The sequence below is a fragment of the Pseudonocardia sp. TRM90224 genome, assembly GCF_021245725.1.
GTDB lineage: Bacteria > Actinomycetota > Actinomycetes > Mycobacteriales > Pseudonocardiaceae > Pseudonocardia.
In genome coordinates, this window is sequence record NZ_JAJGSX010000037.1 from 47,333 (window position 1) to 69,856 (window position 22,524).

Below are 22,524 nucleotides of genomic sequence, written 5' to 3' on the forward strand. Positions count from 1 at the left end.
GCCCCTGCACCCCACCTCCCACGTGCTCGTCAACGACGAGGGGCCGGCCGGCAGGGGTGCCTCGACCACGTCGAGCAGCACCGGACCGGCCTTCACCCGCGCAACCTGCAGCGCAGGTGAAGAAGCCTCCGGGACCCGGCCCCCGCCGCCCCCGCAGTTCCCCACCCGTTCACCGAGGAGCGTCCGAGTGAGTACCCGAACGTCGCGTCCATCCAGGCTGCACTGGCTGGCGGCCGTGGCCGCCACGCTGGCCGTGGCCCTGTCCGTGGCCCTGTCCGCCTGCGGCGCGCCAGCGCAGGCCCCCACGTCCTCGCCGCAGGCCCCGTCCGGCACCGGGCTGCCGGTCACCATCCAGCACGCACTCGGGTCCACCACCATCAGCGCACCCGCGCAGCGCGTGGTCACCATCGGGTGGAGCGACCAGGACGCCGTGCTCGCGCTCGGTGTGCAGCCGGTCGGCACCACCGAGTGGTTCAACGAGCAGCCCGGCGCAGTCTTCCCGTGGGCCACGGCGGCCGCGGCCGGCGCCGAGCCGGAGATCGTCTCGAACGCCGGGGAGATCAACTTCGAGAAGGTCGCCGCGCTCCGGCCGGACCTGATCCTCGCCCTCTACGAGGGCCTCGAACGCGCCGAGTACGACAAGCTCTCGGCGATCGCACCCACCGTCGCGCACTCGGCGCAGTACCAGGCGTTCGGCACGCCGTGGCAGGAGATGACCCTGACCACCGGGCGGGCGCTGGGTCGCGAGCAGCAGGCCGAGGACCTCATCGCCGGCGTGGAGCAGAAGTTCGCCGATGTGCGGGCCGCGCACCCCCAGTGGGCGCAGAAGACCATGCTGGTGATGGCCACCGCGGAGGGCGGCAAGTACGGGGTGTTCTCCCCACAGGACCCCAAGGCGCGGTTCTTCGCCGGCCTCGGTTTCCAAACCGAGCCACCATGGCTCGCCGGCCGCGTTCAGAACAACGTGGCCAGCATCAGCGCCGAGGAGTACAAGCTGCTCGACGTCGACCGGCTGGCCTGGACCTCCGACCCCGACACGATGAAGGTCCTGCAGGCCGACCCGATCTACAACCGGCTGGACGTGGTGCGCTCCGGTCGAGTCGGCTACTTCGACTACACCACGCCGCCCTTCCCGGGTGCCGCGATCACCTTCAGCACAGTGTTGAGCATCCCGTACGCCCTCGACCAGATCGTGCCCGCGCTGGAGAAGGTGGACACGGCCAAGTGACCGCGCTGAGCATCGACGAGCTGACGCCGTGGGCCCGCACTCCGGCACGGGAGGTCGAGGAGCAGCCCTGGTCCCGCCTGTTCGAGGTCCGGGCCGCGGAGCGACCGACGGCGACCGCCGTGATCTGCGAGGACGCCTCGCTGAGCTACCAGGAGCTCAACGAGCGCGCCAACCGGATGGCTCGGCTGCTGCGGGCGCGCGGGGTAGGGGCCGAGGACGTCGTCGGGCTCGCGCTGCCCCGCACACCGGAGCTGGTGGTGATGGTGCTCGCGGTGCTCAAGGCGGGAGCTGCGTTCCTCCCGCTGGACCTGGACCACCCCGCCGAGCGGATCGGCTACCTGCTCGCCGACTCCGGCACCGGCCTGGTGATCAGCACGGCGGAGCTGGCCGGGGAGCTGCCGGCGTCCACGACCAGGCTGGTCGTGGACGCCGCGGCCACCGCGGCCGAGCTGGCCGAGCTGCCCGGCACCGACCTGGACGACACCGAGCTCGGCGGCCCGATCGCGCTCGACCGGGCCGCCTACCTCATCTACACGTCCGGCTCCACGGGCCGACCGAAGGGTGCGGTGCTCACCCACGAGGGCGTCGGCAGCCTCGTCGCGACGGCGGTCGACCGGCTCGGGGTGCACGCCGGCAGCCGGGTCGCGCAATTCGCGTCCATCGGCTTCGACGTGGCGGTCTGGGACCTCACCATGTCGCTGTGCGTCGGTGGGACGGTGGTTCTGGTACCGGCGCATCGGCGGGTCGCCGGGCCCGACCTCACCGACTACCTGGTCGCACACCAGGTCACGCACATGATCCTGCCGCCGTCGCTGGTGGCCGCCCTGCCGTCGGACACGCGGCTGCCCGACGGGGCGGTGCTCGTGGTGGGCACCGAGACGGTGCCGCCGGAAGTGCTCCGGCGGTGGACCGGCCCGCTGCGGGTCGTGACTGCATACGGCCTCACCGAGGCCACGGTGAACTCCACGCTGTGGACCGCCGAACCCGGCTGGACGGGGCCGGCGCCCATCGGCCGCCCCGACCCCAACACGCACGCCTACGTGCTCGACGAGGCGCTGCGCCCGGTCGGGGTCGACGAGGTCGGCGAGCTGTACATCGCCGGCCGAGGGCTGGCCCGCGGCTACCGCGGGCGGCACGCGCTGACCGCGTCCCGCTTCGTCGCCGACCCGTTCGCCGCCGACGGCGCCCGGATGTACCGCACCGGCGACCGCGTCCAGTGGCGCGCCGACGGCATCCTGGACTTCCTCGGCCGCGCCGACCAGCAGGTGAAGCTGCGCGGCTACCGGATCGAGCCGGGCGAGATCGAGACCGCGCTGCTGGCGCAACCCGGTGTCACGCAGGCCGCGGTCGTGGTCCGCGAAGACGAACCGGGCCGGAAGATGCTGGTCGGGTACGTCGTGCTCGACAAGGCGGCCGCCGAGCCGGCGCAGGTGCGCGACGCGCTGGCCGGCACGCTGCCCGACTACATGGTGCCGACCGTGCTGGTGCCGCTGACCACGCTGCCGATGACGCCGAACGGGAAGCTGGACCGAGCAGCGCTGCCCGCTCCGGTGATCGCGGCCGGCGGCGGCCGGGCGCCCGCGACCGATGCGGAGCGGCTCTGGTGCCGGCGGCTGGCCGAGTCGCTGGAACTGCCCGAGGTGGGGGCGGAGGACGACTTCTTCGCCCTCGGCGGCGACAGCATCTCGGCGGTGCAGGTGATCCGCGCCGTGCGCAAGGACGGGCTGCGGGTGCGGGTGCGGGAGCTCATGGAGCTGCGCACCCCGGAGGCGCTGGCCGCCCGGTTCCCCGCCGCCGAGCCTTCGGAGGCTTCCGCCGAGGTCGCCGACGTCCCGCTCGTCGACCCGCAGGTCGCGGAGCAGGTGGCCGCCCGCTACGGCGTGACGCCCGACGCCGTCCTCCCGGCGACGCCCCTGCAGGCCGGGATGTACTTCCAGTCGATCTTCGAGGGCCCCGGGGACGCGGATCCCTACACGGGCCAGCACACGTTCGAGCTCGACCGGCGACTGGACGTGGAGCGACTGCGCCGGGCATGCGCCACGCTGCTGGGCCGCCACCCGATCCTGCGGGCCGGGCTGGTCGGTGAAGGCATCCCGTACCCGGTCCAGGTCGTCCTCCCGGCGGCCGAGGTGCCGATCGCGGAGGTCACCCTCGACACGCCGAACCAGCTGGCCGAGCTGTGCGCGGAGCAGCGCGCCCGCCGGTTCGACCTCGCCGCTGCGCCGCGGTTCCGACTGCTGGTCGCCCACCTTCCGGGCGACCGGACGCGACTGGTGCTCACCCAGCACCTGACGGCGTGGGACGGCTGGTCCCAGGCCGTCGTCCTGGAGGAACTGTTCACGTTCCTCACGCACGACGGTGCCGACCCGGGCCTGCCCGCCCCGCCGTCGCACCTCGACCACGCGCGCTGGCTGGCCGGACGCGACCGGGAGGCCGACCACGCCGCGTGGCGCGACGCGCTGGCGGGGCTCGACGGAGGCACGCTGGTCGCCGGCCCGCAGCAGGGCGCGCCCGTCCTGCCGTCGGCCGCCCGGCTCGAATTCCCGGCCGAGGCCGACGCGGCGCTGCAGGCCGGCGTCCGCGCACTCGGAGTCACCGTGAACACCGTGCTGAACGCCGCCTGGGCGATCACGCTCGGTGCCCTGGCCGGACGCACCGACGTGGTGTTCGGGACCACCGTGGCCGGCCGGGCGCCGGACCTGCCGGGCAGCGACCGGGCGATCGGCATGTTCCTGAACACGGTGCCGACCAGGATCCGGCTCGACCACACCGAGACAGTGGCCGCCCTGCTGCGCCGCATCCAGCAGGAGCGGGCCGCCGTGGTCGAGCACGACCACGTCGGGCTGGCCGAGATCCAGCGGATTGCCGGTGGCGGCACGCTGTTCGACACCCTCTTCGCGCTGCAGACCTTCCCGAAGCTGGATCCGGCGGTGCTCACCGCCGTCGGGGCGAGCTACGTCGACTACGACGACGCCACGCACTTCCCGCTGATCCTGGTGGTCAACCCCGAACCGAGGATGCACATCACCCTGCAGTACCGGCCGGACGTGCTGGAGCCCGCTACGGCGACCGCTTTGCTCGACCGGTTCGCGGCGACGGTCGAGCGGCTGCTCGCCGCGCCGGACGAGCTGGTCGGCCGGCTCGACGTGCTTGCCGGCGACGAGGCCGCGGCGCTGCGGGCCGGCTGGTCGGCGACCGAGCGGGAGCTGAGCGACACGTCCGTCGCCGAGCAGCTCGCGGCCGTCGCGCAGACCGCCCCGGACGACACGGCGCTGGTCTGCGCCAACGGAAAGGGGGCGGACGAGCGGCTCACCTTCGGCGAGCTGGACGCGCGGGTCGACCGGATCGCCCGGCTGCTGCTCGCGCGCGGCGTCGGCCCGGAGCAGGTCGTCGCGCTGGCCCTGCCCCGCTCGGCCGACCTCGTGGCGGCCTTGTTCGCGGTGCTGCGCACCGGCGCCGCGTACCTGCCGCTGGACCTGGAGCTGCCGGCCGCGCGGCTGGCGGCGATGGTCGCCGACGCGCGCCCCGTCTGCGTCGTGACGCTCGCCGACGACCTGGACCTGGACGTGCCGACGATCCGCCCGGACGACCCCGCGCCGCCGGCGCCGCCGGCGGGTTTCGCGCCGGGCACCCCCGGCCGGTTGGACCACCCGGCCTACCTGATGTACACGTCCGGCTCGACCGGCACCCCGAAGGGGGTGCTGACGCCGCACCGCGGCCTCACCAACATGCTGGCCCACTACCGCGCCGAGATCATCTCCCGCGCGGAGGCCGGTGTCGGTGGTCGCCGGCTGCGCGTCGCGCACACCACGTCGTTCTCCTTCGACATGTCGTGGGACGAGCTGCTGTGGATGGTCGCCGGCCACGAGCTCCACCTGTGCGAGGAGCAGCTGCGCCGCGACGCGCACGGACTGGTCGGGCACTGCCGTGCGCAGCGCGTCGACGTCGTCAACGTGACACCCACGTACGCCCGTGCGCTGCTCGACGCCGGCCTGCTCGACGGCGAGCACGTGCCGGCGTTCGTGGTGCTCGGTGGCGAGGCCGTCACCGACTCGATCTGGGCCGCGCTGCGCGCCGCGCCGCGCACCGACGGCCACAACCTGTACGGGCCCACCGAGTACACGATCAACGCGCTGGGCGCCGGCGTGACCGACAGCGCCACCCCCACGGTCGGCCGGCCGGTGCACAACACCCGCATCCACCTGCTCGACGCCGCGCTGCGCCCGGTGCTCGACGGCGCGCCCGGCGAGTTGTACCTCGCCGGCGCCGGGCTGGCGCGCGGCTACCACGGCCGGCCCGACCTGACCGCGGAACGGTTCGTCGCCGACCCGTTCTTCGCGGGCGGGCGCATGTACCGCACCGGCGATCTGGCCCGGCGCCGGCCCGACGGGACCATCGACTTCCTGGGCCGCACCGACGACCAGGTGAAGATCCGCGGCTACCGGGTCGAGCTCGGCGAGATCGTCGCGGCGCTGGAGGCGCACCCGCTGGTCGCGCAGGCCGCCGTCGTCGTCGACGTCGGCGCCGTGACCCGGCTGGCGGCCTACGTCGTGGCCGCCGACCCGGACACCGGGGCCCCGGCTGCTGCGCTGCGCAGCCACCTTGCCACCGTCCTGCCGGCGCACATGGTCCCGTCCGCGATCGCTGCGGTGCCCGAGCTGCCGCTCACCGCGAACGGCAAGCTGGATCACCGGGCGCTCCCGGCGCCCGTCTACACCGGGGGCGGCAGCCGGCCGCCGCGCACAGCGCCGGAACGGGCGCTCTGCGCCCTGTTCACCGAGCTGCTCGGGGCCACCGACGTCGGCATCGACGACGACTTCTTCCTGCTCGGCGGCGACAGCATCAGCTCGGTGACGCTGGTCGGGCGGGCCCGCGACCGCGGCCTGGTGCTCACGCCTCGACAGGTGTTCACCAGCCGCACCCCGGAAGCGCTCGCCCTGGTCGCCGTGGTCGACGAGCGCGGGCCGGCCCGGCCGCCGGTGGCGCCGCTGGAGCTGGTGCGGCTCGACCCGGCAGCTCTGGACGCGCTTCGGCAGCGCTTCGGCGACGTCGAGGACGTCTGGCCGCTCTCCCCGCTGCAGTCCGGCCTCTACTTCCAGTCGATCTTCGACGACTCGGTGTTCGACGGCACCGGCGCGCTCGACCTCTACACCGGGCAGACCGCGTTCGAGCTGGACCACCGCGCCGACCTGGGTCGCCTGCGCGCTGCGGTGCGGGCCGTGCAGCTGCGGCACCCCACCCTGCGCTGCGGGTTCGTCGACCTCGGGGACGGGGAGGTCTGCCAGGTCGTGCGGTCCGCCGCGGCCGACCCGCTGACCGTGTACGACCTGTCCGAGCTGTTGCCCGCCGCTGCCACCGGGCGGGCCGGCGCGATCGCGCACGCCGATCGGACCCGCCGGTTCGACCTCACCGCACCGCCGCTGTTCCGCGTGTCGCTGCTGCGCCTGCCCGGCGGCGTCGACCGGCTGCTGGTCACCTACCACCTGCTGGCCTGGGACGGCTGGTCGCACAGCACGCTGTTCGGCCAGCTCTTCGAGCTGTACGCCGGTGCGGCGCCGGAGGCCCTGCCGCCGGCCGGCAGCTACCCGGAGTACCTGCGGTGGCTGGCCGAGCGCGACGGCGACGCCGCCATTGCGGCCTGGGCCGCGGCGCTCGCCGGCCTGGACGGGCCCACCCTGGTCGGTTCCGGCCTGCCCGCCCGTTCCGGGCCGGCTGCGACGGTGCCGCGGCGCACCGCGATCACGCTGCCGGCGGCGGTCACCGAAGCGATCCAGGACGGCGCCCGCCGTTGCGGCGTCACGCTGAACACCGTGCTCAACGCGGCCTGGGCCCTGGTACTGGGCGGCCTCACCGGCCGCGACGAGGTGGTGTTCGGTACCACCGTCGCCGGCCGACCGCCGGAGCTGGCCGGTGCCGAGCACGTCGTCGGGCAGTTCCTGAACACCGTGCCGACGCGGGTGCGCACCGACCCGGGCGAGGCCGCGGGACCGTTCCTGCGACGCCTCCAGGACGAGCGGCTCGCGCTCGGCGAGCACGAGTTCCTCGGGCTCGGTGCCGTTCAGCGGGCCGCCGGGCAGCCGGTGCTGTTCGACACGCTGTTCGTGCTGCAGAACTTCGCCGACATCCCGCAGTCGACGATGGCCGCCGCTGGTGTGGTCGGGCGGCACCACGTCGACGCCACCCACTACCCGCTGGTGATCATCGCGACCCCCGGCGACCGGCTGGGCCTCACGCTCGAGCACGACGCCGCGGTGCCCGACCCGGCCGCCGTCGCGCTGCTGCAGCGGACGGCTGCGGTAGCGGCGGCGCTGGCCGCCGACCCGGAGCGCCCGCTCGGCCTGCTCGACCTGCTCGGCCCCGGGGAGCGCGCCGCACTGGAGGCGGAGTGGGCCGCTGCCGTCCGGCCCCTGGACACCGCGTCGGTCGCCGAGACGCTGGCCGGTACCGCCGCCGAGCAGGCCGGTGCCACCGCACTGGTGTGCGGCGGCGACCGGCTCTCGTTCACCGAGCTCGACGAGCGGATCAACCGGCTGGCCCGCCTGCTGCTGTCGCGCGGGGCCGGGCCGGAGCGTGTGGTCGGGCTCGCCCTGCCGCGCGGCGTCGACATGGTGGCCGCGCTGTTCGCGACGCTGCGCACCGGCGCTGCCTACCTGCCGCTGGACCTGGAGTACCCGGCGCAGCGGCTCGGGGTGATGCTGGCCGACGCCGATCCGGTCTGCGTGCTGTCCGTCGGTGGCGCCGCCGCCGCACTGCCACCGGACGTGCCGCTGGTGCAGCTCGACGACCCGACGGTCAGCGCCGAGCTGGCCGCGGCGGCGGCGGGGCCGCTGGGCGACGCGGAGCGTCCCCGGTTCGCCGCGGCCGATCCCGACCGGCTGGAGCACCCGGCGTACCTGATCTACACCTCCGGCTCCACCGGCGTCCCGAAGGGCGTGCTCACGCCGTACCGCGGGCTGACGAACATGCTGGCCAACCACCGCGCAGAGATCTTCGGCCCGGTGGTGGCCGCGGCCGGGCGGCGGCTACGGATCGCGCACACGGTGTCGTTCTCCTTCGACATGTCGTGGGAGGAGCTGCTCTGGCTCGTCGAGGGCCACGAGGTGCACGTGTGCGACGAGGAGCTGCGCCGCGATGCGCGGAAGCTCGTCGAGTACTGCCGGGACCACCGGATCGACGTCATAAACGTGACCCCCACGTTCGCGCACGCGCTGCTCGACGAGGGCCTGCTCGATGGTGACCCGGGTGCCGGGGAGCACCGGCCGGCGCTGGTCCTGCTCGGCGGGGAGGCCGTCACCGACTCCGTATGGGCCGCACTGCGCGACACCGACGGTGTGCTCGGCTACAACCTGTACGGGCCCACCGAGTACACGATCAACACCCTGGGTGGGGGCACCGAGGACAGTGCCACCCCCACGGTCGGGCGGCCGATCCACAACACCCGCGGCTACGTGCTGGACCGGGCGCTGCGCCCGGTTCCCGTCGGCGCTCCCGGTGAGCTGTACATCGCCGGGACCGGCCTGGCCCGCGGCTACCACCGGCAGGCCGCGCTCACCGCGGAGCGGTTCGTCGCCGACCCGTTCGCCGCCGAACGACCGGGCGCGCGGATGTACCGCACCGGCGACCTGGTGCGGCAGCGGCCGGACGGGAACATCGACTTCCTGGGCCGCACCGACGACCAGGTGAAGATCCGCGGCTTCCGGATCGAGCCGGGCGAGATCGTCTCCGCCCTGGAGGCGCTCGACGAGGTGGTCCGGGCGGCGGTCGTCGTGCACACCCACCAGCCGTCCGGGCTCAAGCGGCTGGCCGGCTACGTCGTGCCCGCCGATCCGGGGATCACGACCGAGGCACTGGTCGGCGCCGTCCGCGGGAGGCTCACCGAGCGTCTCCCGTCGCACATGGTGCCCGCCGCGCTGGTCCCGGTGCCCGCGCTGCCGCTGACCGTGAACGGCAAGCTCGACACCGCCGCGCTACCGGCGCCGGAGTTCACGTCGAGCCGGCCCCGACGCGCCCCGCGCACCGACCGCGAACGGGTGCTCTGCGCGCTGTTCGAACAGGCGCTGGGAGTGGCCGAGGTCGGCGTCGACGACGACTTCTTCGAGCTCGGCGGCGACAGCATCATCTCGATCGGCCTGGTGGGCCAGGCCCGGCGGCGTGGCATCGGGATCAGCCCCCGGCTGGTGTTCGAGCGGCGCACCCCGGCGGCGCTGGCGCTGGCCGCCGAGATCGCCCCGGTCACGCAGCGCGCGCCGGACTCGGGGATCGGCAAGGTCCTCCCGGTGCCGATCCTCGCCGGGCTGCGGGACGAGACCGTCGGCGTCAACGGGTTCTTCCAGTCGCTGTGCTTGCAGACACCCGCCGGCGCCGACCGGGCCGCGCTCGTCGGGCTGCTGCAGGCCCTGCTGGACCGGCACGACCTGCTGCGCGCCCGGCTGGACCGGGCCGACGGCTGGGCGATGCTCGTGCCCGAACCGGGCACGGTCGCGGCCGAGAGCCTGCTGAGCGTCGTCGCGGCGCCGGCCGACCCGGCCGAGCTGGGCACGCTCCTCGACACCTGCGAGGACCAGGCGGTGCGTCGGCTCGACCCGGACAGCGGCGTCATGCTGCAGGCGGTGTTCGTCGACGCCGGCCCGGCGCGGCGCGGCCGGCTGCTGCTCGTCGCCCACCACATCGTGGTCGACGGGGTGGCGTGGCGGATCCTCGGCGAGGACCTCGCCGAGATGTGGCGGGACGGCGGCCCGCCTGCCGCGGTGCCGACCTCCTTCCGCCGCTGGACGCAGGCGCTGCACCACGAGGCGGTGCGCGAGCAGCGGCTCGCCGAGCTGCCCCGCTGGCGGGCCGAGCTGGAGCCGGACGGGCTGTGCCCGATCGGGTCCCGGCCGCTGGACCCGGCCCGCGACACCATCGGCAACACGCGCTCGCACACGGTCGCGGTGCCGGCCGCCGTCACCGGGCGGCTGCTCGGCGCCGTCCCGGCCGCGTTCGGCGGCACCGTGAACGACGTCCTGCTCACCGCGCTCGCGCTCGCGCTCCGCGGAGACCGGGAGGACGGCGACCGGCAGGACGGCGACCGGGAGGACGGCGACCGGGAGGGCGGGGCCGTGCTGGTCGACCTGGAGGGCCACGGCCGGGAGAGCGCTGCGGTCGACGAGTCGCTCGACCTGTCGCGCACCGTGGGGTGGTTCACCACCATCGCCCCGGTGCGGCTCGATCCCGGGCCAGTCACCTGGGCCGGGTTCCTGGCCGGTGGCGCTCCGATGGCCGCCGCGGCGAAGCGGGTGCGCACCCAGGTCGAGTCGCGGCCCGACCGCGGCATCGGCTACGCGGCGCTGCGCCGGCTGCACCCCGACCGGGCCGCGGCCTGGGCAGACACTGCCGTGCCGCCCGTGCTGTTCAACTACCTGGGGCGCTTCGGCATCGGCAACGATGCTGGTGGGCAGGACTGGGCACCGGCCCCCGAACGGCCCGAGCTGGGCGAGCGGGCCGACCCCGAGACCGCCGCCGGCTATGCGCTGGAGATCAACGCCGGGGTCGTCGACGACGCGGCGCTCACGGCCACCTTCAGCTGGCCGGTCGGGGTGCTGACCGACGCCGAAGTGGCCGGGATCGCCGACCGCTGGGTGGCGGCGCTGGCCGCGCTGGCCACGCACGCCCCGGAACCCGGTGCCTGGGGCCCGTCGCCGGTCGACTTCCCGCTGGTCAAGCTGACCCAGCCGGACGTCGACGCGCTGGCCGGGGGCACCAGCGGTCTGGCCGACGTCTGGCCGCTGACCCCGCTGCAGCAGGGCATGTACTTCCACTCCCGCTACCACGCGCACAGCGCCGCCGACCCCGACGGTTACATCGTGCAGTACATGCTCGACCTGGAGGGCCCGCTGACCCCGGAGGAGCTGCGTGCGGCGCTGGCCGCGCTCACCGCGCGGCACCCGGCGCTGCGCGCCTCGTTCCACGAGACCGCCGACGGCGGGCTGGTGCAGGCCGTGGCCCGCACCGTCGACGTGCCGTTGCGGGTGCTGCCGGCGGGCGACGCGGAGCGGGTCGCCCGCGAGGAGCGTGGCCAGGCGTTCGACCTGGCACGGGCCCCGCTGCTGCGCGTCGCCCTGCTCACCGGTGGGGAGCCCGACCGGCACCACATGATCATCACGTTGCACCACCTGGTGGCCGACGGGTGGTCGCTGCCGGTGTTGTTCGACGACCTGCTCGCGCTGGTCGAGGCCCGACGCAGCGGCCGCGACCTGGCACCGGTGCCGTCCTACCGGGAGTACCTCCGGTGGCTCTCGGGCCAGGACACCGGGCGCACCCGGGCTGCCTGGCGGCAGGCGCTCGACGGAGTGGGCGAGCCCACGATGCTCGGCACGGCGCTGCCCGACGACGCCACCCCGGTGCCCCCGTCCGCCCTCACCGGCGCAGTGCCCGCGGAGCTGACCAGCGCGCTGGCCGCGGCCGCCCGCGATCGAGGGTTGACGCTGAACACGCTGGTCAGCGGAGCGTGGGGGGTCGCGCTCGGCACCTTGACCGGGCGGGACGACGTCGTGTTCGGGGCCGTGGTGTCGGGTCGCGACGCCGACGTGCCCGGCATCGACGCCCAGGTCGGGTTGTTCATCAACACGGTGCCGGTGCGGGTGCGCTGGTCCCCCGCCGACCCGGTGGCCGACGTGCTGCTGCGACATCAAGGGGAGCAGGCTGAACTCCTCGGCCACCAGTACCTCGGCCTGGCCGACGTGGCGTCCCTCGCCGGCGCCGAGCAGCTGTTCGACGTGCTGTTCGTGTTCGAGAACTTCCCGCCGGGGGCCGGTGAGGAACGCGCGCTGCGGATCACCGGTACGGGCGAGTCGGTCGAGGCGCGCACGCACTTCGCCGCGTCCTTGCAGGTCTTTCCCGGTGAGCAGCTCGCGCTGCGGCTGCAGTACGACGAGCGGCGGATCACCCCCGCGCGGGCCCGACGGCTCCGGGACGTCTTCCTGTCCGTCCTCGGCCAGCTCGCGGCCGACCCGGACCGCCTGGTCGGGCGGCTCGAGCTCGTCGGGGAAGCGGAACGGACGGCGCTGGAGGCGGGGTGGGCGGGCACCGCGCGCCCGGTCCCACCGCTGACCGTGGCCGAGCTGCTGGCGGAGCGGGCGGCGGCCCAGCCCGACGTGGTGGCACTGGTCTGCGACGGGGAGCGGCTCACGTTCGCCGAGTTCGACGCCCGGATCAACCAGCTGGCCCGCCTCCTGCTGGCGCACGGCGCCGGCCCGGAGGCGATCGTCGCGCTGGCTCTGCCGCGGTCGCTGGACATGGTGGTCGCGCTGTTCGCGGTGCTCCGCACCGGCGCCGCGTACCTGCCGCTGGACCTCGACCACCCGGCCGAGCGGTGGGCGGTGATGCTCGCCGACGCGCGGCCGGTATGCGTGCTGGCCGGTGGTCCCGCGGTCGACCGGCTGCCGGCCGGAGTCGGAGCCGTCGAGCTGTCGGCGGCGGCCATCGCCGCGTACCCGTCGGCGGCGCTGACCCCCGCCGAGCTGGGGTGCTTCGCCCCCGGCACCCCGGGTCGCCTGGAGCACCCGGCGTACCTGATTTACACCTCGGGCTCGACCGGGATGCCCAAGGGTGTGGTCACCCCGTACCGCGGCCTGACGAACATGCTGGTCAACCACCGGTCGGAGATCTTCGAACCGACCCTGGAGCGTACTGGCGGACGCCGCCTGCGGATCGCGCACACGGTGTCGTTCTCCTTCGACATGTCGTGGGAGGAGCTGCTCTGGCTCGTCGAGGGCCACGAGGTGCACGTGTGCGACGAGGAGCTGCGCCGCGACGCCCAGCAGCTCGTCGCGTACTGCGCCGCGCAGCGCATCGACGTGGTCAACGTGACCCCCACCTACGCGCGGACCCTGCTCGACAGCGGGTTGCTCGACGGAGCACACCGGCTCCCTCTGGTGCTGCTCGGCGGCGAGGCGGTGAGCGAGTCGGTGTGGTCGCAGCTGGCCGGCACCGACGGCGTGGTCGGCTACAACCTGTACGGGCCCACCGAGTACACGATCAACACTCTCGGTGGCGGCACCGAGGACAGCACCACCCCGACCGTCGGCACGGCGATCACCAACACCCGGGCCTACATCCTCGACACCGCGCTGCGTCCCGTTCCTGCCGGCTCGCCGGGAGAGCTCTACATCGCCGGTGCCGGGCTGGCCCGCTGCTACCACGACCGCCCGGCACTGACCGCGGAGCGGTTCGTCGCCGACCCGCACGCCGAGGAACCGGGCGGGCGCATGTACCGCACCGGCGACCTCGTCGCGCAGCGGCCGGACGGGAACATCGACTTCCTGGGCCGCACCGATGACCAGGTGAAGATCCGCGGGTACCGGGTGGAGCCGGGCGAGATCGTCGCCACCCTGGAACGCCACCCCGCGGTGGCCCAGGCGGCGGTCACGGTCCACCGGCGCGGCGAGGCCGGTGTCGCGCACCTGGCCGGCTACCTCGTGCCCGCCCACTCGACCCAGTCGCAGCCGGTCGACCCGGAGGAACTGGTCGCAGCGGTCCGGGCAAGCCTGGTCGAGCAGTTGCCGCCGCACATGATCCCCACCACCCTCGACGTGCTGCCGGAGCTGCCCCTGAACGTGAACGGCAAGCTCGACACGGCCGCGCTGCCGGCCCCGGCCCTGACCGGGCGGCGGGAGCACCGCCCGGCCCGGTCGGCGGCGGAGCGCACCCTCTGCGCCGTGATCGGCAGCTTGCTCGGGGTGGGCGAGGTCGGCATCGACGACGACTTCTTCGAGCTCGGTGGCGACAGCATCAGCTCGATCGCGCTCGTCTCGCAGGCCCGCCGGCACGGCCTGACGTTCCGGCCGCGCGATGTGCGCACGGCGCGCACCGTCGAGGCGCTGGCGGCGCTGGGCTCCGGCCCCGCCGACGCGCCGCGGCAGGACCGCGGCGGGACCGGTCGACTGCCGGCCACGCCGATCATCGGCTGGCTCGGCGAGCTCACCGGAGAGATCCACGCCTTCCACCAGGCGGTGACCCTCCGCATCCCGGCCGGCGCCGACCTCGAAGCGCTGCTCGCGGTGCTTCAGGCGGTGCTCGACCACCACGACCTGCTGCGCGCCCGGCTGCAGCGGGAACCGGCCGGATGGGAACTGGAGGTGCCCGAGCCGGGCGCCGTGCGGGCCGAAGAGCTGCTGACGGTGGTCGAGCTGCCGACCGGCGCCGACCTGGCGAAGGTCGTCGACGAGCAGCGGACCAGGGCCGCGCACCGCCTCGACCCGGACCGTGGCGTCATGCTGCAGGCGGTGGTGCTCGAGCCGGGCATCCTGCTGTTGGTGGCCCACCACCTGGTCGTCGACGGGGTGTCCTGGCGGATCCTCACCGACGACCTGGCGGAGGCCTGGTCCCAGCGGCAGGCGGGCGGGCCGATCGCGTTGCCCGCCGTCGGGACGTCCTTCCGCAGCTGGGCCCGTGCGCTGGCCGAGGCCGGAGCCGCCGGGACCAGGGCGCCGGAGCTGCCGGCGTGGCGGGCGACCACCCGGGCCGCGGCCGGCCGGTTCACCCGGGGCCCGCTCGACCCGGTCCGCGACACCGCGGCCACGGTCCGCGAGCACGCGCTGGTGCTGCCTGCGGAATGGACCGGTCCGCTGCTGTCCTCGGTGCCCGCCGCGTTCGGCGCGACGGTCAACGACGTGCTGCTGGCCGGGCTGGCCCTCGCTGCGGTCGAGTGGCGTCGGCGCAGCGGGCGCGACCCGGGCGACGGCACGATGGTCGCGCTGGAAGGGCACGGCCGGGAGGAGCACGTCGGCGACGCCGACCTGACCCGCACCGTCGGCTGGTTCACCACCGCGTTCCCGGTGCACCTGCCGGTCGGGTCCACCTCGTGGTCGGAGCTACTGGCCGCCGACCACGCCGCAGTCCGCCGAATCGTCGGCAGCGTCGGCGAACGGCTGTGCGCGGTGGCCGACGGCGGGCTGGGCTACGGGGTGCTGCGCTACCTCGACCCCCAGGCGCGGGCCGACCTGGCCACCGCTCCCCCACCGGAGCTGCAGTTCAACTACCTGGGCCGGTACTCGGAGGGGGGATCCGATGGCGACTGGCAGAGCCCGCGGGGGCTCAGCCCGCTGATGGGCGGCCGGGGCGACACCATGCCCGTCGGCTATCCGCTGGTCCTCGACGTGCTGGCGATGGACGTCGGCGGCCGGTCCGAGCTGCACGCCTCCTGGGAGTGGCCGGCGGCGCTGTTCGCCGCCGACGAAGTGGCTGCGCTGGCCGAGCTGTGGTTCGAGGCGCTGCGGGGCATCGTCCGCGTCGGTGGATCCGAGAGGGCTTGACCGCACTTACCCATGGCGGTCGGCGTTTGTCGGGTGCCGGCCGGCTAGGCGTCGTAGCTGGAGTTCCCTACCGGGACGCAGCGCTGCGTGACTGCGCCCGGCGTGGGATGCGCGCTCCAGTCCTGGCGATGTGTCGATGATCTTCGATGGCCGAGGGCCAGATGGCCGACCAGGTCAGAGCTCGCCGGTTGAGAGCGCGCGACCGTGGTTCACTTCTCGTCACCGGGTTCAGGAGGCAGCACCACGCTGAGGTCGGCGGCTGCTCGAGGCTACGAGAAGGAGCGCGGGCTTGCGCGCCGCGGAACGGCGCCAGTCAGGGGTCTCGGTGCTGGCGGCCGCGGCCTTGTGCCACCGGTCCTCCAGCGCCTCGAGTAGCCGGGTCTCGACTTCGGTGGCGACGTGGGAGTAGGTCTGTTGGATCTTGTCTTCGAGGATGTGTCCCGGGCGTAGTGACTGCGCGATCTCCGGGACGTTGTCGGCGACCATCCAGGTCTTGTGGCTGTGCCGGAAACCGTGGAACGTCAGCCCTGGCTTCACCGCGTCGACATGGACCTCTGCGAGGGGACGGTCGTGGTTGCCGTCGGCGGGCTGGACGCATCGCGCGGCGGCTGAAATTGCTCCGCCGATAAAGCTCCGCGTCGGGAGAAACGAACACGTGCCGGTGCGTGTGCGCGGTCAGGTGTTCTCGGAGGAGATCGACGAGGAACGGTGGAAGGGTGATGGTGCGGGCGGACTCGACGGTCTTGGGTGGGCCGAGTACGAGGCCGCGGCTGGATTCGTGCAGCGTCCCGATGTCCGGGTCGATCACCAGCGTCGCGTCGTCGAGGTGGAGGTTGCGGCGTTGCAGCCCGGTGAGTTCACCCCAAGGTGCCCCGGTCCACGCCGCGGTCACCATCAGCATTGCCGCCGCTGGCCCAGCACCTGGAAGCTGGGCGGCGTTGTCTGCCACAGCGAGCGCCTGCTGTGGAGTGGCCCAGATCCGTTCCACGCGGCGGGCTCGGCGGTGACGGCCGCGGCGGCGTGATCGGATCGGGTTCGCGACGATGAGGCGTTCTTCGACGGCGTCGGCCAATAGCAGCGACAGGAACTTCGTGATTCCGCTGACGGTGGTCGGCGAGTAGCCGTCGGCGCGTAGCTTTTTCGCCCAGCCCGCAACCTTGATTCCGGAGATGTCGGCGATGCCGTGCTCACCCCCTGCGGCAGGATGTGGATCTTCAGCAGGCTGCGGTAATAGTCCTCGGTTCGGATCGCGACGTCGAGAGCATCGAGCCAGTCCTCACTCCACTCCCGCAGGGTGATCTTCCCGGCGGCGGGGTCGATCCAGGTGCCGGCGCGCTCCTCGGACTCCAACGTCTCCGCGTGGTCGGTTGCACTCGTCGGCAAGGTTCGCGGTCAGACGATCGCCGCGTAATAGTGCCACTCGGGTGCGAATACACGCCCGACTCAGAACGGCCTCGCGAGCGGGTTGGTCGGCAGAAACGCTCCGGTCAGCCGATGCGCTGAGAATGATCGTCCATCCGAGTTGATCGTAGGTCTACCTGCAACAGCCCGGTTACACCGCGGATTCAGGTGAATTTCGGCAACCACCCGAGGGCGTGGTCCCGTCGTCCGATGGCGAGGAATCGAGATCATCGGGCGACGAGCGGTCCGGCGATGCTCTCGATTCCGACCGTGGCGCAGCGTTGCTCGCAGCATGGTCTTCATCGGGGACGTCCGCGGCGAGGTCGTCGTCGGTGGGATGGTCGAACTCGACGGTGATGCGTTCCGCTTCCCGGTACTGCTGAGTTGTGGCGTAGGAGCGGTAGCTGCGTCGATCGGCACTGGTGAGATCGACGTCCTCGGCGAAGGGGGTGAGCAGCGCGCGAGGCCACAGCCGCTGGGCGAGCACGACGTTGAGCTCAGAAGCCAGCACGATGACCGTCGCCTGGAGGTAGATCCAGGCCAGCAACCCGAGCACGATACCGAACAGCCCGTACACCTGCGACGAGCCACGCAGCTCGAAATTGACGTACCAGGTGCCGGCCCATTGCAAGAGTTGCCACACCACAGCGGCCATGACTGCCCCTGGAAGCACGTCACGCACCGAAAGGCCTCGTGCAGTGAGTGTTCGGAAGGCGAGCACGAACAGCCCTGTGTTCGCCGCAACCGATACTCCGACTGCGAGCACCTGGATGCCGACGCCCAGCGGCTCGCTGAGATCAGTGGCGCCGCCGGCCAACGCTGCCGACGACGTGGTCGTCAGCACCCCGATACCGAACAGGACCAGCAGCCGTAAGCTCCGCAATCGAGCTCGCAGCGGATCCGGGCGCTTGTTGACCGACACTCCCCACACCTGGTTGAGCGCGTTCTGGATCGCGACCGCCATGCCGAGCGCGCCGTAAAGGGCCACGATGATGCCGACGACCAGGCCGGCCCCAGAGCCGCGCAGCGGTCGAGCGCTGCTGGTGAGCTGGTCACCGATGATCGGGAACTGGACCAGTGCGCTGCCGATGATCTGCTGTTGCAACTCCAGGTTGTCCGGCATCAGAAACCCGAGCGCTGTAGCAAGGATCAACAGCAGCGGGAACAGCGACAGGAAGCCGTAGTGCGTGATCAAGGCTGCGAGGTACGCCCCTTGGTCATCTGTGAATTTGTAGATCACGCTCAGCGGTATCCCCAACCAACGGTGGCGGCGCTGATAGCGGTCAAGCCTTTCCCACACGCCCACCACTCCGGATACCCAACCGGCGAACGCCGGACCCACCAACAGCGAACCGATCGCTGTCCCCCGCCTCGATAGCCGTTCGGATCACGATGGCGGACCGACCCGACGATCGACAACTCCTGTGTGGGCGCAGCCACCGTCGCGACGATGCTCGCCAGCTGGAGCGCACCCGTGTTGGTCGGCGGCCGTCGTCTGCCGTACCCGAACTGGATGTCAGCCGAGGTTGCTCTTGAGCATTCGCCGCGTGGTCGGCGGGTCGATCCGACACCATGGACCATGGGAGTACATCGCCCCGGCGCCGTCGCGCCAGCAGCCACGGTCTGTTCCTACACTCGGCTCGGTGCTCATCATCTTCGGTTTCGGCAACAAGCAGAACAACCTCGGTCCCGGCGAAACACGGACCTGTCCGCGATGCCACAACACGACACAGTGGGCGAGGATGCGGGAGTTCCGCCAGTTCACACTGTTCTTCGTGCCGGTCGCCCGGTGGAACCGCCGGCAGTTCGAGATGTGCGGCGTCTGCGGCGCTACCGTCGGGCTCTGAGGCGATCAGCAGAGCCACCCCGGGCTACGAGTCCGCAGGCGACGCGCGCTCGGGAGCTGCGACAGCGGTACAGGCCCTTGACCGCGGTCCGGCGGGGTGTTGGCCGCTTCTGACACCCGCTGGCGGATCCCCCGGCGTGCTTCATCTGCATCGCCGGCCTTGCGCACCTCCGGAACCTCAGGTAGGAGCCGCATGACCGTCTCCGTGGTGATCGCCATCCTCTGTCGACGTCGTCGGCCCAGCGGGACGAGGGTGTGCGTGAGGACCGGCCAATGCGGGTAGGTGCCGGCGACCGCGGGTCGAACGGTCCGTCAGTATTGCTGCAGAAGGTACCGGTGAGCGAGAGCATGCAGTCCCACGATCATGTGGCAGTCGTGCACGATCATGAGCATTGGCACGTGACCCACATCTGCGACGAGTCGCGGCAGAGCTTCGAGCACCTCGTCTCGAAGTACAGCCACGTGCACGACCACGCTTCGGTCAGCCACGTCGACGGGAGCACACCGGCGAGGCCCCCATCCACGACCACGACGAGCCGGTCAACACCCATGGCGGGCGCAGCACGGCGGCACGGCACCGTGACGGGCGGCCGGCTCGCCTCTGCCGGCGCGCCGAGAGGGGATTCGTGACCGCGGCCCGCCGCCCGCCGCATCTGCGAGTGGTGCACGCGCGCGCCAAGATGCGGCTCGTCGCGGTTCCCGGCCTCGGCCTGTCAGTGGACTGCCCAACTCGCACGCTGCGGCTGTTGCCTTCGGCTGCCGGGTCTGCCGCGGTCGCGCTGCCCGGTTTCGGCGTGTCGGCCGAGCCCGGCGAGCCGCTCGACCCCGCCGCTTCCGCGATGAAGCTGTAGCATCTGCTCGACGAGCTGGCGGCAGGGCCCGTAGCGTTGCTGGGCCATTCGGCGAGCTGCCAGGTCGTCGCCGAGGCGGCAGCGCAGGCGCCGGAACGGGTCACCTGGTTCGGGATCATCGAACGACAGGCCATCCGCCGCGGCAGCTTCGGCTCCGTCCGCGAGCTCAACGCCAAGATCCGCGCCTTCATCACCGGCTGGAACGACCGCTGCCACCCGTTCGTCTGGACCAAGACCGCCGAACAAATCCTCGCGAACGCCAACCTCAGAAGACTTCAGATTCAAGCCACTAGGCCGTGTTTAGGAGTCAGCGTCGATGCTCTTCGTGATCCAGATCGTCGCTGGCAAGGCGCCGCCACGATCCGTCGTACCTGGCGTACCCGGTCGTGGCGGCAACGCCGCCAGCGGCGATCTGGGCGCGAAGAGCGCGATCAGGACTTTCTAAACGCGGCCTAGCAGGCAATGTCCCCGTGACCCCGTACTACAATGACAACAGGGTCAACAAGATCCACAACCCCGGGATCTCAGCCGGCGCCAACCGCGCCGTACTGACGTGAACCATCCCGAGTTCACCCAAACGGCGCAGAAATCCTGGAGCAGATCCTGACCCCATACCCTCGTACTGTTTAGGCGTGCTCCAGGTTTGCTCCAGATGTCGACCTTCGAGCTGATTTCAAGATCAACTGAAGATCGACACCGAGCAGGGCGAAGATCGCTAGCGGCGACGTTTCCACTGGTAGAAATGCTGATGGGCGGCTCCCCCGTCGAGTGGGAACCGCCCATCATGCCGTCGGGACGACAGGATTTGAACCTGCGACCCCTTGACCCCCAGTACGGTCAACGCTAAGCGCTGACCTGCGAAAACAGAGAATCCGCTGCTTGGCGCGGTGCAGTACGACACACCTCAGCGTCGTTCAGACCCACCTGGCGCAATGCCGTGCTCCACATTTGCTCCACCCAAGCCCGCGTTCCGAGCGCAGGTCGTCGCGGAGCCGTCGAGCGTCGTCGAGGTGCGCAGCGAGTGGACCACACCATGACCACGGCATGCGCGCGCTCAACCCCGAGCACACGCCGCTGGCCACACTGCCGACGGCAGCACCAATGCGGTAGTGGAGGCGGACCCGAGCCCGGCCCGGCTGGCCAGTCAGATGGTTCCTGGGCGCGTCACCGAGGTGGGCGACGCCGAGCAGGTCGCGCGTCAGGTTCGGGACCACCTCACCGTTCAGTCGACGCAGCTGATCTGCGGAACTACCCGGACCGCCACCGTCTCGTCGTTCAGCACCACCACAGTCCATTCAGAGGCACCGGACGGGTAGGACGCGGTGATCGTGATGGCAGCCCGGTTGGCCGGTTCGACCCCACCACCCACCACGAACATGCCCTCTGGGCATCGGACCGTGAGTGACTTCTGCGTCTGCGACGCGACGGTCTCGGCCGGCGGATTGGGACCGTGGGAGATCACCATCGTGTCGGCGCAGATCGCGAACGCGGAGGCGGTGATCGTCGTGGGGTTCCGGTTGATCACGCCGACACTCGGGCCGTGCCCTGCCGGATCGTGGGTGATCCCGACGGTGTGCGCGCGCACCCCAGCAGGAATGGCGAATCCTCCGCTCACCGCCTGCGCACGATTGGGGCAGAACTTGCCGAACGACTCACCGATTCCCGCATTCGGAGCGATCTCCTTGAACCGCGCAACAGTTCCGTGGCCGCCTGGCGCCGGTCCGCAGACCGAAACGGCCGTGAAGTTCCACCCGATCAGCGAGAAGTTCTCGACCCGGGCAGCCCATCCGGCCAGGCGACCAGCCGTCATGACGGGTTCGGAACGGATGAGCGCGAGAGCCCCGGAGCTGGCGACGCTGTTGTTGGCCGAACCACCGCCCAGCACCACCGTTCCTTCCGGACAAACCGCGACCTCGGACTCGGACACCGAGCGTGGCTGCGCCAGGCGTGGGGCGCTCCAGACGACTGTGTAGGGACCGGCCTCGACGGCAGGCGATAGAAGCAGTGTCTGCTCGGCAGTCGCAGGAGCCGTGAGCAGGGCAAGTAGTACCGCAGCGGTCCCGACGACCGTCGAGACCCGATACCGCCATCGAGACATCTTCATTTCAGCATCACAACTCCGCTTCCGACATCGAACTCGACGCGAGCGCGTCGCCCGCGCAGACGATGCCGTACCGGCATTGCACGCGCGTCTCGCGCGGCGACGCCGGACCGAGCAGTCGAGTGCGGTTCACCGACGAACCCACATGAGCACGACGCCCGACCGCGCCGATCGGGCACCCAGCCAGGCGGGTGCGATGAGCGATCCAACAAGCAGGCCGCCGAACAGCAGGACCGTCGCCAGATCACCAACCCGGCGGGCCGCCATGTGCAGCTGTCCGATTCGATCGAGCGTCACGTCGCGCGGACCGAACAACGCCCGCAGCTCGGTCAGCGAGAACGCTCGGGAGACCTGCCGGCGGAGGCGTCCAGAATCAGTCCCCTGCGATACGTTGACCAGCACCGAGGCGACCCGTGGCTCCGGCGCCTTCCACACTTTCTCGGCGATGGCGACCGATGCGGCGCTGGAACGGATCGGCTCACCACGGCTCGATCGGACCTCGAGACAGTCGACAACCAACGTCCGTAGACCGTCGACATCCCGGCGCGTCACCTCCGGCCACACGCAGCCGGCCGCTGCCAACGCGTCCGGGACGACGCGGCTGACCGCGGATCCCACAGACATGAGCATCGAGAGCCCGATGAGTGCAACAACAACGACCAGCGTCCTGCGCATGCCGGCAGTGTCGATCGACCTCGACCGTCCCCATCGGATTCGGCCGCCCGGCTGTGGACAAGTTCGCGCTTGCGAAGTCGCGAACAGGATGGACGCACGGGTGAAGCGAGATGTCAGGCTCCGCGGGACAG

At 72.1% G+C, this 22,524-nt stretch carries 10 protein-coding genes and 2 pseudogenes; 7 read left to right on the forward strand and 5 right to left on the reverse strand.

Annotated features, from left to right (window positions below; translation table 11 throughout):
* Window positions 1-187: 187 nt before the first annotated feature.
* Both LL648_RS34185 and LL648_RS34190 read left to right on the forward strand, forming a co-directional pair.
* Window positions 188-1,228 carry an iron-siderophore ABC transporter substrate-binding protein gene (locus tag LL648_RS34185; protein ID WP_232666956.1) on the forward strand — a complete coding sequence of 347 codons (1,041 nt, stop codon included), beginning with the start codon at window positions 188-190 and terminating at the stop codon, window positions 1,226-1,228.
* Between the two features lie 47 nt (window positions 1,229-1,275).
* Window positions 1,276-15,519: pseudogene (locus LL648_RS34190) on the forward strand (amino acid adenylation domain-containing protein); the annotation flags it as partial.
* Between the two features lie 228 nt (window positions 15,520-15,747).
* Here the strand turns inward: LL648_RS34190 and LL648_RS34195 are convergent.
* Complete coding sequence (locus LL648_RS34195) at window positions 15,748-16,056, reverse strand: hypothetical protein (RefSeq protein WP_232666958.1); 309 nt, start codon at window positions 16,054-16,056, stop codon at window positions 15,748-15,750.
* A gap of 118 nt (window positions 16,057-16,174) precedes the next feature.
* On the opposite strand from LL648_RS34195, the gene LL648_RS34200 reads away from it, so the two are divergent.
* Window positions 16,175-16,543, forward strand: coding sequence for a hypothetical protein (locus LL648_RS34200; RefSeq protein WP_232666959.1), 369 nt, complete (start codon window positions 16,175-16,177; stop codon window positions 16,541-16,543).
* A 528-nt stretch (window positions 16,544-17,071) separates the two neighbouring features.
* Here LL648_RS34200 and LL648_RS34205 read toward each other — a convergent pair.
* Complete coding sequence (locus LL648_RS34205) at window positions 17,072-18,229, reverse strand: YihY/virulence factor BrkB family protein (RefSeq protein WP_232666960.1); 1,158 nt, start codon at window positions 18,227-18,229, stop codon at window positions 17,072-17,074.
* Between the two features lie 334 nt (window positions 18,230-18,563).
* Here LL648_RS34205 and LL648_RS45525 point away from each other — a divergent pair, with 334 nt between their 5' ends.
* From LL648_RS45525 to LL648_RS34225, 4 genes and pseudogenes are all read left to right on the forward strand, one after another.
* The gene (locus LL648_RS45525; RefSeq protein ID WP_232666961.1) at window positions 18,564-18,767 is read left to right on the forward strand and encodes a zinc-ribbon domain-containing protein; all 204 of its coding nucleotides are present in this window, start codon (window positions 18,564-18,566) and stop codon (window positions 18,765-18,767) included.
* 398 nt (window positions 18,768-19,165) lie between these two features.
* Window positions 19,166-19,396: a hypothetical protein gene (locus tag LL648_RS34215; RefSeq protein WP_232666962.1), complete on the forward strand. Its 231-nt coding sequence runs from the start codon at window positions 19,166-19,168 to the stop codon at window positions 19,394-19,396.
* Window positions 19,393-19,617, forward strand: coding sequence for a hypothetical protein (locus LL648_RS34220; protein WP_232666963.1), 225 nt, complete (start codon window positions 19,393-19,395; stop codon window positions 19,615-19,617). Before LL648_RS34215 ends, LL648_RS34220 begins: the two co-directional genes overlap by 4 nt.
* A gap of 105 nt (window positions 19,618-19,722) precedes the next feature.
* Window positions 19,723-19,910: pseudogene (locus LL648_RS34225) on the forward strand (IS630 family transposase); the annotation flags it as partial.
* A gap of 929 nt (window positions 19,911-20,839) precedes the next feature.
* Here LL648_RS34225 and LL648_RS34230 read toward each other — a convergent pair.
* From LL648_RS34230 to LL648_RS34235, 3 genes are read right to left on the reverse strand one after another with little or no spacing between them, the layout of a single operon-like run.
* Window positions 20,840-21,721: a hypothetical protein gene (locus LL648_RS34230; protein ID WP_232666964.1), complete on the reverse strand. Its 882-nt coding sequence runs from the start codon at window positions 21,719-21,721 to the stop codon at window positions 20,840-20,842.
* A gap of 7 nt (window positions 21,722-21,728) precedes the next feature.
* The gene (locus LL648_RS44550; protein WP_255687126.1) at window positions 21,729-21,851 is read right to left on the reverse strand and encodes a hypothetical protein; all 123 of its coding nucleotides are present in this window, start codon (window positions 21,849-21,851) and stop codon (window positions 21,729-21,731) included.
* Complete coding sequence (locus tag LL648_RS34235) at window positions 21,848-22,393, reverse strand: hypothetical protein (protein ID WP_232666965.1); 546 nt, start codon at window positions 22,391-22,393, stop codon at window positions 21,848-21,850. Before LL648_RS34235 ends, LL648_RS44550 begins: the two co-directional genes overlap by 4 nt.
* Window positions 22,394-22,524: the final 131 nt, after the last annotated feature.

Bases quoted from the DNA above. Each gene is read 5' to 3' on its own strand.
- LL648_RS34230 (WP_232666964.1), bottom strand. From the start codon at position 21,721: ATGAAGATGTCTCGATGGCGGTATCGGGTCTCGACGGTCGTCGGGACC.
- LL648_RS34235 (WP_232666965.1), bottom strand. From the start codon at position 22,393: ATGCGCAGGACGCTGGTCGTTGTTGTTGCACTCATCGGGCTCTCGATG.